Origin of the sequence: Paenibacillus sp. UMB4589-SE434 (assembly GCF_030226685.1) — a bacterium.
Lineage (GTDB): Bacteria > Bacillota > Bacilli > Paenibacillales > Paenibacillaceae > Paenibacillus_B.
Window position 1 is genome coordinate 117,352 of record NZ_JASOYK010000004.1, and the last position, 15,073, is coordinate 132,424.

Genomic DNA, 15,073 nt, shown 5'->3' on the forward strand with positions numbered 1-15,073 from the left:
AACAGTAACGCAAAGAGCTGTTGAACACGCATCAAAAGAATGGAGGAGCACTTTCGTGGAAATTAATGAAATTATCATTTATGGCATGGTTATTTTCATGGTTCTTGGTGCCATCGACAAGTGTATTGGGTACAAGTTCGGATTGGGACATCAATTCGATGAAGGGCTTATGGCGATGGGGTCGCTTACCCTTGCGATGGTAGGGATTATCTCTCTTTCTCCCGTATTGGCCAAGCTGCTGAGCCCTATCGTAGTTCCGCTGTACAGTGCGCTGGGCGCAGATCCAGCTATGTTTGCAACTACGCTGCTAGCTAATGACATGGGCGGTTATTCGCTGGCCATGGAGTTGGCGAAGACACCGGAGGCAGGTTTGTTTGCTGGAACCATCTTGGGCGCGATGCTCGGACCAACCATTGTATTTATTATTCCGGTTGCGCTTGGCATTATTAAGAAAGAAGATCAGAAATACTTGGCTACCGGTGTATTGGCCGGTATCGTCACGATTCCGCTTGGATGTCTGATCGGAGGATTGGTTGCTGGGTATTCTATCGGGATGATCTTGGCCAACCTGGTGCCAATCATTTTGTTTGCCGCACTAATCGTACTAGGCTTATGGCGATTCCCGAATGGGATGATTAAGGGCTTTACGATCTTTGGGCAATTTATCGTCGTTGTTGCCACATTAGGACTGGCCGTTGGCATTACGCAGCAGCTTACGGATATTACGATAATTCCGGGGTTGGCTCCAATTGAGGAAGGCATCAAGATCGTCGGCGATATTTCGATTGTGTTGGCTGGTGCATTTGCGATGGTATTTGTCATTACGAAAGTATTTAACAAGCCGCTTATGAAGCTTGGTAAATTGCTCGGGATGAATGAAGTTGCCGCTGCTGGTATGGTAGCTACGCTTGCCAACGTAATCCCGATGTTTGGCATGATGAAGGATATGGATGCACGTGGAAAAGTGATTAACGTAGCTTTTGCCGTGTCTGCCGCTTTTGTGTTTGGCGATCACCTCGGCTTTACGGCAGGGGTTGCTAAAGAGATGATCTTCCCGATGATTGTGGGCAAGCTTGTTGGCGGGATTACCGCTATCATTGTAGCTATTTATTTGGCGAAGAAGATGGCTCCAGAACCTAAAGAATCTCAGCCTGAGTCGGCGTAGGCTCACCCCTACACACAAATGAATAATGCGGAACTAGCAAGAACCGATCTAAGCTGTACAGCTTTAGAACGGTTCTTGTTTTTTTATTTAAGCAGCAGTTGCTTCTGGACTTTTTAATTGATGTGATGGTGTATAATTATGGAACGTAGAAAAGGAGAATGGGCAATGAAAATTAAAAAAGTCATTGTGCTTATTTCGGCTTTCATTTTATTCATCATATTGGTCAATTTTATCTACCTAGAAACTAACAAATGGATATATGCCAACCGAGTAACCCATTATTTGATTGCAGAAAAGAAGTACAACAAAGATGATATCCAATCAGTCACTGGAGTATGGGGCTTCAAGGCGCCTGCATTTTATGCGGTAGTCGTATTTCAAGATGAGCCTGATATTGAGTATGTTTATTTTGCACATGCAGAAGTCATACAGTTCTCTGTTCAAAGACCAGAGAAGCATGTTGGAGATCCAATGATTCATACGTCTGAGCTAAAACATTATGTGCCACATGAATAATAATAATTGCTTCTATGAAAAAAGGGAGAATCAGCGATGAGTATCATCTGTTTAGAAGGAGCAAGCGCGGTAGGCAAGAGCACGACTTGCAAAGCGTTCGCCCGCCGCTATCATACTTATGTAGTACCAGAGACAAGCGAGCTCTTTAAGGCTTCAGGACTTCAGGATAAAGCATTGTCTAAATGGTTGTTGGATCGGCAAATAGATAGATGGAGCATCGCTAGGGAACAAAGTTTAAAGTACGATTACGTCATTCTGGATGGAGATATTTTTAAACTATGGTATGACTGGGTATTTGGCGACAGTGGTCTTACGGTGCAAGAACAAGGTGAATTATTGAAAGATAAGATTATACAGCAGGAGATAGCATTTCCAGACGCATACGTAGCTTTATGGATAGATGAGGAGCAGCTGCGTGCACGCAGGGAAGCGGACTCTTCCAGAACGAGAAAGAATTTTACCAAGCATTTGCACATGGTCAAGCCACAATTAAAGTACTTCACATTTTTGCAAGGCCTTATCCCTGGATACGTCGGTATCCATAATGCCACCTTGGTGGAAAGTAACGTAGATTTTATGTTCCAGCATTTGCAGCAGACACCAGACATAATAGGGAAACAAGTAGAGATTTTTGATCAAATTTTACACTTTTACGACACCCATCAAGCAGATCAATACTAACTACATAGAAATATCGGTTTGTGGAAAAAATAACAAGGGATAATAGGGGGTTATCATGCTAATTTGATATACTATAGTTACCAGATCGGATTTATATGAAAAAGTATTGTGCAGTTCTGGAAAGCGTGATATTATCGGAACAATCATCATCTGAATCAGGTGACATTTGTAAAGTTATCAAGATTAAGCATGATCCTATAACTTGTTATTTGGGGGCTACGGTATGAAAAAGAGAACATTAACTTTAATGCTTATCGCATTTGCAATGGTGATGGCGGCATGCGGTGGCCAGAACGGGAATACGAAGTCAGAATCGGGTGCCGGGGCTGCGGAGTCGGGATTGCTTGGTGAAATTAAGGCCAATGGCAAGATTCATATTGGTACAGAAGGAACCTATCCCCCGTTTACGTATCATGACGATAGCGGCAAGCTGACAGGTTTTGACGTTGAGATTGCGGAGGAAATAGCGAAGCGGTTGGGTGTAACAGCTGAGTTTTCTGAAGCGAAGTGGGATGGTATGTTTGCTGGATTAGATGCCAAACGATTTGATATTGTCGTCAACCAAGTATCCATAAATGATGAACGTAAGAAGAAGTATGACTTTTCCGATCCGTACAGTGTATCCAAAGCCGTGCTGATCGTACATGAAGATAATCAAGATGTGAAGGCATTTGCAGACCTGAAAGGGAAAAAGGCAGGCCAATCCTTGACTTCCAATTTGACGGAGCTGGCTAAAGCGAATGGCGCTGAAATCGTGCAGACGGATGGTTTTAATCAAGCGATCGAGTTACTCGTATCCAAACGCATCGACGCGACTGTAAACGATGGACTTTCTTTCCTTGACTTCAAGAAGCATCGTCCAGAGGCAAAAGTTAAAGTGGTAGCGGAGCATGAAAGTGCTTCAAGCAGCGGTATTTTGCTGCGTAAAGGGGAGCAAACACTGGTAGATGCAATTAACAAGGCACTTGCGGATATGAAGTCAGACGGTACTTACTTGACCATTTCCAAAAAATATTTTAACGCAGATATTTCAAAGTAGCTGGGTGATCACTCGTGAATCAATATTGGGATATATTTATTGACTCGTTATGGCCGATGTTAAAAGCGGGATTATTGTTTGCCGTTCCACTTACGCTGATTTCATATGTACTCGGGCTTGTGCTGGCTTTATTGACAGCACTTGCTCGGCTTTCTTCTATTAAGCCGCTGGTATGGCTTGCTCAATTTTATGTGTGGATTATACGAGGGACGCCGCTGCTGGTACAGTTGTTTATTATTTTTTATGGGCTTCCCAGCATTGGGATTACAATTGGTGCGTTTCCAGCCGCAATTATTGGTTTTACACTGAGTGTTGGAGCCTACAATTCAGAAGTGCTGCGGGCTGCAATCAACTCGATCTCGCAAGGGCAATGGGAAGCAGCGGACTCGCTTGGCATGACGCGCAGTCAGATTTTGCGCCGTATAATATTGCCGCAAGCGGCGCGTGTCTCTGTGCCGCCGTTGTCGAACTCCTTTATTAGCTTGGTCAAGGATACGTCGCTTGCTGCGACCATTACGGTAACAGAAATGTTTCAGCGAGCACAGCAGATTGCGGCGACAACCTACGAGCCCATGCTCGTATACTGCGAAGTGGCACTTGTCTATTTATTTTTCAGTACAATTCTGTCTGCTTTACAAGCGCGAGTGGAGAAATATTTTGAACGTTATATTGTACGTTAGGTACAACAACAGGCGCAGAAGACAGATTTATGGTAGCTTAAAAGTAGTTTCAACGTCTGGTGCGAATGTGAGGTGCACATGATTTTCCCGGGACATCCGCACCAATAATTTTCTATTATATGTAAAATAATGTTGAGTTTGTAAGTGGAATGTTGTATAAAGCATTGTGAAAATATGATTTTCGTGTTATTTTGATCGAAATGAAGTCAATTTGTTGTGTTTTTGGCTTATTTTCGCTGTCGCACTCTACACGAGTGCGTGGATAGAAACCGGCATGGTTTCTTTGGTCAGAGTAAAAACACCGTCGCACTCTACACGAGTGCGTGGATAGAAACCTTTACGTCCTTATCGGACAACACCGTTGTGTCAGTCGCACTCGCTCTTGTGTTCTCCTCAGGGTGTGTCGTAACTTTGATAATAAACAACTCGTCCTATAGTTGGTTTCATAATGAATAATCCTTCCGTTCTAAATTGAATAAAATAATAGAAAAAGACGAGATGATGTATGCAACAGTTAAAGCACTGTGCGTGTCAATCTCGCCTAACTCAATGTATCTAATTTAAAATGGGATTTTTGTCACGCTTTCGTTAGGATGGTTGTCACATGATCATTACTTGTTTTCTGCCACCTTATATTCCATCCAGTTCAAATCACCAACTTTAGCTTTTATAAAAAGGCTTCCTGTCTTTTTATTAATAAATATCGTTAAACCTTGATGTGCTTTATCATCAGATCCTGTAACCGTATTTGTTGACTCGAAATCCTTCTCATCATAGGTGCCTGCCTTGTATATCTCGGATAGCGAGTATTTTTTACCCTCGAACATGATCCATCCAGAAGCGGTCAAGCCCTCGCTTAAAGCGGGGTCTCTGAGTGCTTTTTCATTGCTCGGAGCGCTCGTACAGCCTGAACTGAAAATGGGGATGAGAACTATTAATATCAAAGCAACACGTTTAACAGTCATCTGATAACCTCCCTTTAAGGTCCGACACCATACCAATGCGTGCGTCCAGATAACAGGTTTTTATGCTCTGTATGCCACTGTGTAGTTATATATACGGTTCCATAATTCATGATACAAACTGGATAGGTTGAATTCGGATCGGTCGAGTCATGTCCTAGGCCATAGTTATGGGATATTTCGTGCTGTACAGCGTTCGCCGTCCTTGCTGCATCTTGATCAAGCACTAAACTAAAAGCTTCGCCGGGTGGAGGACTGTTATACTGGAAAGCCACTCCTTCGGTATTCATTTTGCTGTCAGCGGTAAAACCAATGACAAAGTCATATTCATCCGTTCCATACCCTTTCAGTTCGTTAATGAGTTCTGCGTCATTATTGCCTGATGACATCCAATATCCGATATTTCTCACACTCAAATCAATATTAAAATCTCTGTTAAAAGCATCGTCTGCAGCCTCTACAATATCCCTCACCCTAGTAATCCAGTCCAGATACTCGTTACGATACTCTTCATCTACTTTAATTCCCACTGTAGCGACCCTACCAGTTGCAAAAGCTGATAGAGATGGTGTAACGATAGACTTAGTAGTCGTTAGTTTTCCAATCTCCTTCCCAGTCTCGTCTGTAATACTAACATCCTCTGATCGTTCAATATTAGGTTTAATAGTATCTTGCGATTGAACGGAACGGGAATTATCTGTATAACCCCTCAGTCCCTCAGACAATGTTGCATTTTCTGCATACCACTTTGCTTCGCTTACAGTATCGAGTCCTTTCTGTTTAGCTTCAACAGCATGGGCAACTTGAAAACTCGGCAAAGAGGCTGTTAATAACAACAATGAAAGGGAAATCATCAAACAAATTTTCTTCAAGTGCATTTCATCCTCTCTTGTCCCTATAGTAAATTACAATCTCATTTTACAAATACAGGAATGTGAAGGACAACGAAAATCAATATAGAGGTTACCGCAATTCTCTTGCGTGGTGTTTTTGCGCGAACACAATCTAAAGGTTAGTTAAATATTCACAATGAAAATAGACCGGCAGCACCTAAATTGTTGGTCTTTGTTTGCTTTATTTGGAATTATTACTTTCGAGAGTATAATACTTTTTATCCTTTTAGTAGGATGGTGATTATCAATGCTTGAGGAATATACTAATGCGTATTGGGGAGTACCAAATCAAGCAAACAACAGAAGTTGTTATTTATCATTACACATCTATACACAGTCTAAAAAGCATTGTTGAGAATAAACAAAATACATAGCAAGCCAGTAGATAAAGAATCGCAGTTTAATGTTGCGTCCATACGTAAGACTTATTTAGGATTTGCGGTCAGCCTTGCCTTAGATGAAATGAAAATAAACAGCATAGACGACTACATTGCACAATATATGGAAGAACGGAATAAAGAAATCATAAGCCACACAACGATAAGGCATTGGTTGACGCACATGTATGGGATAGCGACCACCCATCATCGAATTTTTGAACAAGCCCTATCTATTATCAGTCCCAACTGTCTAAAACATCACCTGCCTAGACATGGTTTCTTTTGGTTTGTGCAGGATACGCCACGTTCGTTGTCAGAGTTGGGAGATCGGCTTCCAAGCGGCTCGTTTCAATTCAATCATTAGGAGCTACTAGTTGTGTGTGTTTGGTCATTCCGTCATTTGGGGTTATAATAATTTGACTCTACCAATCTCTTTCTAGGCCTTAGTATGTAACTAATCTACTCATTAGACAGATTTATATAACAAGCAGACGCTCAAGAGGCTTCTGCTTGTTGTTTTTGGCATTCCATGCTAATGTGGGGTCGTAAATAGTGCAAAAGGGGAGAATGTTGTGCGATACTTTCCACTGGGAGATGCTGCAATAGTTGTGGAGTTCGATTCTATTATTGGACCAGCTTCTCATGAGATGGTTCGATTGTTGTCTACCTATCTGGATACTCACCCATTTAAGGGGATGGTCGAATATGTCCCTGCTTTTACAACGGTGACGGTATTTTATAATCCGCTAGTTTTACGATATGCAGAAGCGCAAGCGAAGCTGGAAGAGGCGGTATGGCAGGCTAAGGGGATACAACTCGAGCAGACAGCTCGTATTGTCGAAATACCGGTATGTTACGGAGGCGAGTATGGTCCTGATCTGGAGGATATTGCTAGACATAACCAATTGACAGCAGATGAGGTTGTTCACATTCACAGCAGCGCTGAGTATCTGGTCTACATGATCGGATTTGCGCCAGGATTTCCGTATCTTGGCGGCATGTCGGAGCGTATTGCTGCACCGAGGCGGCCGTCCCCGCGCCTTGTGATTCCTGTAGGGACGGTTGGTATTGCGGGTATGCAGACGGGAGTGTATCCCATAGGCACACCAGGCGGTTGGCAGTTAATTGGCCGCACACCAGAGCCGTTATTTCGTCCGGACATGAAACCTCCAACCTTACTGCGAGCAGGAGATAAGGTTCGCTTCCTGCCGATAACGGAGAAGGAATTTGAGAGTTGGGAGGGACGTGAAGGATGACGATCAGGGTAATAACGCCGGGTCTGCTAACAACGGTTCAGGACTTGGGGCGCTTTGGATTCCAGAAGTTCGGTGTGCTGGCAAGCGGGGCAATGGATACAATGGCACTCAGAATGGCTAACCTGCTAGCGGGAAATGAGGAGCATGCGGCAGCGATCGAAATGACCCTGTTAGGACCTCAGCTTGTATTTGAACAGGGAACAGTTGTGGTTCTTGCGGGCGGCAGCTTGTCACCCGCAGTTGATGGTGCTGCTATTCCGCTAGGAAGGCCTGTCTATCTACCAGCGGGCAGCAAACTGACTTTTGGCAAGGCTATATCTGGCTGTCGTTCTTATCTTGCAGTGGCTGGGGGGATTCAAGTGCCAGATGTAATGGGCAGCCGCAGTACCTATTTACGGGCGGGCATAGGCGGATTGCATGGTCGAGCTCTGCAGGCTGGAGATGTACTGGAGACAGGAGTGGCTGCGAGCGGATGGAATGAGCATTTTAAGGATAGGGCTAAAGTTGAGGTGCTGTCGTGGGGTGCAAGTCATGAGCTGCAGCCTATGTATCGGGACAATCCTGTACTTCGCGCGGTGAGCGGGCCGGAATATAACTGTTTTACGGAAGAAAGCAGGCAGATGTTCTGGGAGAAGCCATTCCGTGTCACACCTCAGTCTGACCGCATGGGATATCGATTGGCAGATGTACCCTTGTCCTTGGCAGATCCATTTGAGATGGTATCCGCGGCTGTAGGTATCGGCACCATTCAGGTTCCGTCGGAAGGCAACCCGATCGTGCTGTTGGCAGACAGGCAGACGGCAGGTGGTTATCCGCGTATTACCCATATCATCAGTGTAGATTTGCCATTAATTGCACAGGTAAAGCCAGGTGGATATGTACGATTTACAGAGGTTTCTCTTGAGGAAGCACAGGAGTTATACATACAGCAGGAACACAGCATTCAACAATTCAAACAGGGAATCACAGGTAAGCTTGTAAGGAGGAATTAGGTTGTACAAAGTGGATATCAACTGTGACATGGGAGAAAGTTTTGGCACTTACCGGTTAGGTGCGGATGTAGAGATTTTGCCGTATGTCACATCCGTTAATATTGCTTGCGGGTTTCATGCTGGTGATCCGTCTGTCATGAAGCGTACTGTAACCGCAGCGCTTGCGCATGGGGCCGCTATTGGCGCACATCCTGGGTTGCCAGACCTCGCTGGATTCGGCCGACGAAATCTGGATATTACACCAGAGGAAGCCTACGATATGGTCGTTTATCAAGTTGGTGCCTTATTTGGATTCGTGAAGGCAGCTGGTGGGAACATGCAGCACGTGAAGCCCCACGGCGCACTGTACAACATGGCTGCTGCCAATCGTACACTGTCAGATGCGATCGCCCATGCCGTCTATGATGTGAATCCGGAGCTGATCCTGTATGGATTATCGGGCAGTGAGTTGGTCCGCGCGGGACAGGAAGTGGGGCTTCGCATCGCCCATGAGGTATTTGCAGATCGGACGTATCAAGCCGATGGTTCACTGACATCACGCCGGGAAGCCAATGCGCTGATAACGGATACGGAGCAGGCAGTGCAGCAGGTTGTCCGTATGGTAGAAGCAGGAGTGGTTCGTTCCGTTCAGGGACATGATATTGCTATTCAGGCGGACACGGTGTGTATTCATGGTGATGGTGCGTATGCGCTTGTATTTGCCCAAAGTCTTTGGCAGCAACTAGGAGAGACAGACATTGTCGTTCAATCCGTCACACAGCGGCAGGCATGACGACGAAGCTGCTGGACATCAGAATAATCATGGTGTAGGGGGCTTCCGATATTTAATGAAAAGCTCGGTTAATATGAGGCGCATTATCATCAACATACCTAGGAGTTAAGGCAGTCGCATTTTATGCGGCTCTTTTTTTTGTGGACATACATGCACGGATATGATGTGGACCATGCTGTGCGTTAGAACATGCTGCACACAATGCCCTTATTACGGATACAAAGTATGATATTGAATCGGAGTCAAGAGGGATTTTGCACCAATTTTCACTTATATGGGCAGGAAGGCTTATCTTAGTTGTCGAATATCTAATATTTATGGGAGATTTCGTAAACTTCTGGAGGAAGATAATGAATTCGGATAAGAACTGAGTTGAAGGAATGGCGGAGACGTTCACTGGAAGCAGATAAAGAATAGTGCAACAGCTATTAATGTTTTCCAGGGAAGGAAGGGGATATAACGTGAGATCAATTGCTCATATACGTGCTAGTGATAAGCAGGTGCAGACGGTTGAAGCACACTTGTTAGGTGTATGCAAACTGGCGGAGAAATACGGAGAAAAGCTAGGCGTTAAACATGTGACAGGGTTGGCCGGTTTGCTGCACGATATGGGGAAATATACAAATGCGTTTGCAGATTACATCTTGGCAGCCGTAGCAGTTGCAAACAACCCTAGTGTCTCCAAGCCGAAGCGGGGTAGTGTGGATCATTCGACAGCAGGAGGCAAGCTGTTATATGACCTGTTTCACGGGGATAAGTCGCCCTATCGTGTCGTGCTTGCGGAAATCGTGGGCAATGCAATTATTTCGCACCATTCCTACTTAAAAGATTTTTTCGGCCCTGAGCTGGAATCCGACTATTTAAAGCGAGTAATAGACAAGGAACTGGAGGAGTATGAACAAAGTAAGCAGACTTTCTTTGAACATGTGATTAGTGAAAAGAATCTTAATGCTTATGTAGATCAAGCTGCTGTTGAATTGGAGCAGTATCTGAACAAGGGAGCCGATAACGAGTCACTTGAGCTTCAATTGATGTTTCTGACGAAGTTGACGTTTAGTGCGCTTATTGATGCGGATCGAACGAATACACGGGGATTCGAAATGAACCTGCCTGATGAGCCAGAACTTGATGTGAACCAACTATTCCACACTTATTATGATCGATTGCTAAAGAAGGTACATACGTTTCAATCCGCTGTAGATGCATCTATGCCCATTAATCGGCTGCGACACAAGATGTCAGAGCAGTGTGATCAATTTGCGGAGCAGCCGCCAGGCATTCGCACCTTATCCATCCCAACAGGGGGAGGCAAAACATTTGCCAGCCTCAGATATGCTTTGAAACACGCCTTCACATTCCACTTAAAACGAATTATATATATCGTACCCTACACAACTATTATCGAGCAAAATGCAGCAGAGATTCGCAAAATATTGGAGGATGACACCCACATCCTTGAGCACCACTCTAACGTCGTTCATGAGAGACGTGATCGTAAAGATGCACCAAGTACTCACAACGAGGATCAAGAGCTCGATGGTCTTGCCGTAACACAAGAGCAAAAATTAGAGCTGGTGAAGGACAACTGGGATGCGCCGATCATTTTTACGACGATGGTACAATTTCTGAACGTGTTCTTTGCCAAAAGCAGTCGCAACATTAGGCGGCTTCATAACGTATGTGAGGCCGTTCTTATATTTGACGAGGTGCAAAAGGTACCCACATCCTGTATATCGTTATTTAATTTGACGTTGAATTTTTTGCGGAATTATGGTGGCTCTAGCATTGTGTTGTGTACGGCAACACAGCCAGCTCTGGATTTCGTAGAGCACAAGTTGGACATGAGTCAGAATGAAGAAATAATAGGGAATATCGATGATGTCATTAAAGAGTTTACACGTGTAAAGCTGATCGATAAGGCGACGGGGGAAACGTTTACTACAGAGAAGCTGGCTCAATTCGTAAATGATGCCCTAAATGAAGTGCAAAGCGTGCTCGTGATCTTGAATACGAAATCCGTGGTCAAAGCGCTGTGTGAGCAGTTAGGTGATCAGGTTGTTGACGAGCAGGGCACGGTGATCCCTGTATATCATCTAAGCACATACATGTGTGCAGCGCATCGCAATGCTATTTTAGAAGAGGTCAAACAGCATTTGAAGCACAAGGAAAAGGTGATCTGTGTAAGTACGCCGTTAATTGAGGCGGGTGTTGATATAAGCTTTGCGTGTGTCATTCGTTCCTTGGCCGGATTGGACTCGATTGCCCAAGCGGCTGGCCGTTGCAACCGTCATCGAGAGCACAACATGCAAAATGTATACATCATTGACCACGCAGAAGAAAACCTGAAGCAACTGGAGGAGATTCGCAAAGGGAAAGCAATTGTCAGCATCATGCTCAAAGACATGGTGTGCGATCCGACAGCACATGGAGGTGACTTATTGTCACGTGCAGCCATAAGCCGATACTTTCAGGAGTATTACACGGAGCGCACCTCTGATCTGGACTATACCGTGCCCAAGCTTAGTAAAAGCTTAACTTCACTCCTGTTTGCATATGGAGATGATACGGATGGGTACTATCAGGCTTATCTTCAGCAACGGAAGAAACAGCCGCAAATGGAGGATGCTATCCGGTCGTTGTGTATTAAGAACAGCTACGGCTCAGCCGCAGAGCATTTTAAAGTGATTGAGGACCTGACGACTCCTGTGATCGTTCCTTATGGTAAGGGAGAAGAGATCATTGCCCAATTAAATGGGGGCGGAACGATTGATGATCTGACAGACTTGTTGCGCAGCGCGCAGCCATTTACCGTGAATCTATATGAATATGATATACGAAGAATGGATCAAAGCGGAGGATTAGGCAGTTGTCTGGATGGGAAAGTGCTCGTGCTAAAAGAAGGAGCGTACAATGATACATTTGGTGTGGACATCGAAAATGATAGCCAAATGGGTTTTTTGAATTCGTAAAGTTCGGAAATGTAGCACTTTGGAATAGCGGCAATTGAGGACACGAAACGTTCATAGGTTATGAGTTTGCCTCTATTGAACATATTTAAAGATATTCATATAATGGAAATATAAGAAAAATAAGGAATGGAAGTGAGCGTGATGAGGAACAGCATCGAGTTTGAGATTGTTGGTAATTACGCGCTGTTTACAGACCCGTTAACGAAGCTGGGTGGAGAGAAGTTGTCCTATCAGATTCCAACCTATCAGGCCTTAAAAGGGATTGTGGAGAGTATTTATTGGAAGCCGACGCTGCTGTATATCATCGATGAAGTGCGGGTCATGAAGCCAATTCGGATGGAATCTAAAGGCATTAAGCCAATAGATTATGGCGGGGGCAACACGCTCGCTCATTATACTTACTTGCGTGATGTTCACTACAAGTGCCGAGCGCATTTTGTGTTTAACCCGCATCGACCTGACTTGGCCTACGATCGCAATGAACACAAACATCACAACATCTTAAAGCGCTCCTTAAAAGCAGGGGGCCGGAGGGACATTTTTCTGGGCACCAGGGAATGCCAAGGCTATGTTGAACCTTCTGTATTTGATGAGGGAGAAGGCTTTTATGATAACTACGATGGGGAGATTCATTTTGGGACGATGATTCATGGGATTAACTATCCAGATGAAACAGGGAGACATCAAATGGAGACTCGATTGTGGAATCCGATCATGAAAAATGGGGTTGTCACGTTTATTCCGCCTGAACAATGTGTACAAGTACGTCAACTGGCGGGAGAACTAACACCAAAGCTGTTTAATGAGACCAACGTTCAATCCGTAGATGAATTGTATGAGCAATTGGCAGAGGGGGGGAATCAATGAGCTGGCTGCTGCATTTATATGAGACGTACGAATCCAATCTGGATCGAGTCGGTGTCATCGAGAAGAAGAAGTATAGCGAGCAGGAATATACGCTGCTGCCAATCTCACATACGACGCAGACGGCTCACATTGAAGTGCTCGTAACAGAGGAGGGAGAGTTTCATTTTGCCACAGTTGTTGTGGAAAAAAATGATGCAAGCACTTTAATCCCTTGTACAGAGGATTCAGCTAGCCGGGCTGGATCTAAAGTTGCACCTTATCCCTTACACGACAAGATAAGTTATGTAGCAGGAGATTATACGGCTTATGGGGGAGAAGTGAAAAAAGAAGACCCATTTGCAGCCTACATCCAGCAGTTGGGGGAATGGGCTTCATCCCCATACGCTGACCCCAAAGTTCAAAGTATTTACACTTATTTGCGTAAGGGCTGCTTGATTCAGGATTTAGTTAAATGGAAGATACTTGCAGTAGATGGAAATGGAAAGTTGATTGGGAAATGGGATAAAAAGTATGCAAATCTGTACAGCGAGAAACCAGCGATTTTCTCGGTAGTGGCTGGAGAGCAGGAAAGTGCTTTTGTTCGGTTTACAGTCCACTCGCCGAAGAAGCAGCTAGCTAAAGTATGGAAAGATCAAGCGATGTATGACTCTTTTATTCGTTATTACAATGACAGGTTGGGAGATGAAAGGTTATGTTATGTAACCGGCAGCAAGCTTCCAGCAACTTCAAAGCATGCGAATAAAATAAGAAATGCCGCGGACAAAGCAAAGCTTATCTCGGCAAATGATACGAGCGGATTTACGTATCGTGGCCGCTTTAACGAGAGTGCTGAAGTCGCAAGTATTAGCTATGACGTATCCCAGAAAGCGCATAATGCATTAAAGTGGCTGATTCAGCGCCAAGGCAAGATCATTGACCAGCGTGTATTTCTCGTATGGACAAATAATGCACAGGAAATTCCTGCTCCCGAAGAGGACACGCTGTCTGTTCTTCGACGGCGACCTATTGTACAACAGCGTAAGTCTGTCACCAGTGACATACTGGCCAGCGAGCTGGCCAAGGCGCTGGATGGGTACAAGAATGAACTGGCATCGAACAGCTCAGATGTTAACCTGCTTATTCTGGATTCGGCGACGACAGGCCGTATGGCGGTGCTCTACTATCGTCACATGGAACAGCAGCAATACTTCGACAAGTTATTGAAATGGCATTCCACATGTGCTTGGCTTCATCGTTATCGCAAGGATGAGGAAGGTGACTCCGTTGCCTTTTACGGTGCGCCTGCAACCAAAGATATCGCTTATGCAGCGTATGGCCCTAGGGCTAATGATAAAGTTGTCAAAGGATTAATGGAGCGGATACTGCCCTGTATCGTGGATGGGAGAGCCATTCCGTCAGACGTTGTAAATAGTGCATTTCGACGAGCTTCCAACCCTGTATCTATGGAGAAATGGGAATGGGAAAAGACGCTCAGCATCACCTGTGCCTTAATTAACAAAAAGGAGGAGTATCCGTTGGCATTAGACAAGGAACAAGATGACCGTAGTTATTTGTTTGGACGCTTATTAGCGGTTGCTGATGTATTAGAACGCCGTGCGTTAGGTTCGGATGAAACGCGTTCCAGCAACGCGATTCGTTACATGAATTCATTCGCTCAGCATCCTGAACGAACCTGGAAGACGATACAAGCAAGCTTGCAGCCCTATCAAGCGCGGTTAGGTTCAAAGGGTTACTATTTATCCGGATTAATAGATGACATTGCCACTAGATTCAAGTTCGACGATTTTAATAACAAGCCGTTGACTGGCAAGTATTTACTAGGCTTCTATAGTCAAAGACATGATTTGTTCCAGAAGAAAGAAAAGCAGGAGCAAGTGGAAGACGCCTTAGAGTAACCGACA

The 15,073-nt window shown here is 44.7% G+C and carries 14 protein-coding genes; 12 read left to right on the forward strand and 2 right to left on the reverse strand.

Translation table 11 applies throughout. The annotated features are described in order from the left end of the window. The first annotated feature begins 55 nt into the window (after window positions 1-55). The 5 genes from eutH (at window position 56) to QP775_RS15835 (ending at window position 4,081) form a co-directional block, all read left to right on the forward strand. The gene (gene eutH / locus QP775_RS15815) at window positions 56-1,165 is read left to right on the forward strand and encodes an ethanolamine utilization protein EutH (RefSeq protein ID WP_239326327.1); all 1,110 of its coding nucleotides are present in this window, start codon (window positions 56-58) and stop codon (window positions 1,163-1,165) included. Window positions 1,166-1,330: 165 nt separating this feature from the next. Further along, window positions 1,331-1,681, forward strand: coding sequence for a DUF3139 domain-containing protein (locus QP775_RS15820; protein WP_285107452.1), 351 nt, complete (start codon window positions 1,331-1,333; stop codon window positions 1,679-1,681). 36 nt (window positions 1,682-1,717) lie between these two features. Beyond that, window positions 1,718-2,362 carry a P-loop NTPase family protein gene (locus tag QP775_RS15825; protein ID WP_285107454.1) on the forward strand — a complete coding sequence of 215 codons (645 nt, stop codon included), beginning with the start codon at window positions 1,718-1,720 and terminating at the stop codon, window positions 2,360-2,362. 223 nt (window positions 2,363-2,585) lie between these two features. Further along, window positions 2,586-3,401 (forward strand): amino acid ABC transporter substrate-binding protein, encoded by an 816-nt coding sequence (locus QP775_RS15830; RefSeq protein WP_239326331.1) that lies wholly within the window; start codon window positions 2,586-2,588, stop codon window positions 3,399-3,401. Between the two features lie 56 nt (window positions 3,402-3,457). Further along, window positions 3,458-4,081, forward strand: a complete 624-nt coding sequence (locus tag QP775_RS15835; protein WP_285107948.1) for an amino acid ABC transporter permease — start codon at window positions 3,458-3,460, stop codon at window positions 4,079-4,081. A 611-nt stretch (window positions 4,082-4,692) separates the two neighbouring features. Here QP775_RS15835 and QP775_RS15840 read toward each other — a convergent pair. Next, a complete protein-coding gene (locus QP775_RS15840) occupies window positions 4,693-5,046 on the reverse strand; it encodes a hypothetical protein (RefSeq protein ID WP_285107457.1) in 354 nt (117 codons plus the stop codon). Between the two features lie 14 nt (window positions 5,047-5,060). Further along, window positions 5,061-5,915 carry a M12 family metallo-peptidase gene (locus QP775_RS15845; RefSeq protein ID WP_285107459.1) on the reverse strand — a complete coding sequence of 285 codons (855 nt, stop codon included), beginning with the start codon at window positions 5,913-5,915 and terminating at the stop codon, window positions 5,061-5,063. A gap of 372 nt (window positions 5,916-6,287) precedes the next feature. On the opposite strand from QP775_RS15845, the gene QP775_RS15850 reads away from it, so the two are divergent. From QP775_RS15850 to cas8c, 7 genes are all read left to right on the forward strand, one after another. After that, complete coding sequence (locus QP775_RS15850; RefSeq protein WP_285107461.1) at window positions 6,288-6,680, forward strand: serine hydrolase; 393 nt, start codon at window positions 6,288-6,290, stop codon at window positions 6,678-6,680. A 208-nt stretch (window positions 6,681-6,888) separates the two neighbouring features. Then, window positions 6,889-7,572 (forward strand): 5-oxoprolinase subunit PxpB, encoded by a 684-nt coding sequence (gene pxpB / locus QP775_RS15855; RefSeq protein ID WP_285107463.1) that lies wholly within the window; start codon window positions 6,889-6,891, stop codon window positions 7,570-7,572. After that, complete coding sequence (locus QP775_RS15860; protein ID WP_285107465.1) at window positions 7,569-8,564, forward strand: 5-oxoprolinase subunit C family protein; 996 nt, start codon at window positions 7,569-7,571, stop codon at window positions 8,562-8,564. The genes pxpB and QP775_RS15860 overlap by 4 nt, the downstream gene beginning before the upstream one ends. Before the next feature lies 1 nt (window position 8,565). After that, window positions 8,566-9,336, forward strand: coding sequence for a LamB/YcsF family protein (locus tag QP775_RS15865; RefSeq protein ID WP_285107467.1), 771 nt, complete (start codon window positions 8,566-8,568; stop codon window positions 9,334-9,336). Window positions 9,337-9,797: 461 nt separating this feature from the next. Then, the gene (gene cas3 / locus QP775_RS15870; protein WP_285107469.1) at window positions 9,798-12,305 is read left to right on the forward strand and encodes a CRISPR-associated helicase Cas3'; all 2,508 of its coding nucleotides are present in this window, start codon (window positions 9,798-9,800) and stop codon (window positions 12,303-12,305) included. Window positions 12,306-12,446: 141 nt separating this feature from the next. Then, complete coding sequence (gene cas5c / locus QP775_RS15875; RefSeq protein WP_285107950.1) at window positions 12,447-13,172, forward strand: type I-C CRISPR-associated protein Cas5c; 726 nt, start codon at window positions 12,447-12,449, stop codon at window positions 13,170-13,172. Then, window positions 13,169-15,067, forward strand: a complete 1,899-nt coding sequence (cas8c, locus tag QP775_RS15880; protein ID WP_285107471.1) for a type I-C CRISPR-associated protein Cas8c/Csd1 — start codon at window positions 13,169-13,171, stop codon at window positions 15,065-15,067. Before cas5c ends, cas8c begins: the two co-directional genes overlap by 4 nt. Window positions 15,068-15,073: the final 6 nt, after the last annotated feature.

Excerpts from the sequence above, each read along its gene's own strand:
- QP775_RS15820 (WP_285107452.1), top strand. The coding sequence starts at position 1,331 with ATGAAAATTAAAAAAGTCATTGTGCTTATTTCGGCTTTCATTTTATTC.
- QP775_RS15825 (WP_285107454.1), top strand. The coding sequence starts at position 1,718 with ATGAGTATCATCTGTTTAGAAGGAGCAAGCGCGGTAGGCAAGAGCACG.
- QP775_RS15830 (WP_239326331.1), top strand. The coding sequence starts at position 2,586 with ATGAAAAAGAGAACATTAACTTTAATGCTTATCGCATTTGCAATGGTG.
- QP775_RS15835 (WP_285107948.1), top strand. The coding sequence starts at position 3,458 with ATGTTAAAAGCGGGATTATTGTTTGCCGTTCCACTTACGCTGATTTCA.
- QP775_RS15840 (WP_285107457.1), bottom strand. The coding sequence starts at position 5,046 with ATGACTGTTAAACGTGTTGCTTTGATATTAATAGTTCTCATCCCCATT.
- QP775_RS15860 (WP_285107465.1), top strand. The coding sequence starts at position 7,569 with ATGACGATCAGGGTAATAACGCCGGGTCTGCTAACAACGGTTCAGGAC.
- cas5c (WP_285107950.1), top strand. The coding sequence starts at position 12,447 with ATGAGGAACAGCATCGAGTTTGAGATTGTTGGTAATTACGCGCTGTTT.
- cas8c (WP_285107471.1), top strand. The coding sequence starts at position 13,169 with ATGAGCTGGCTGCTGCATTTATATGAGACGTACGAATCCAATCTGGAT.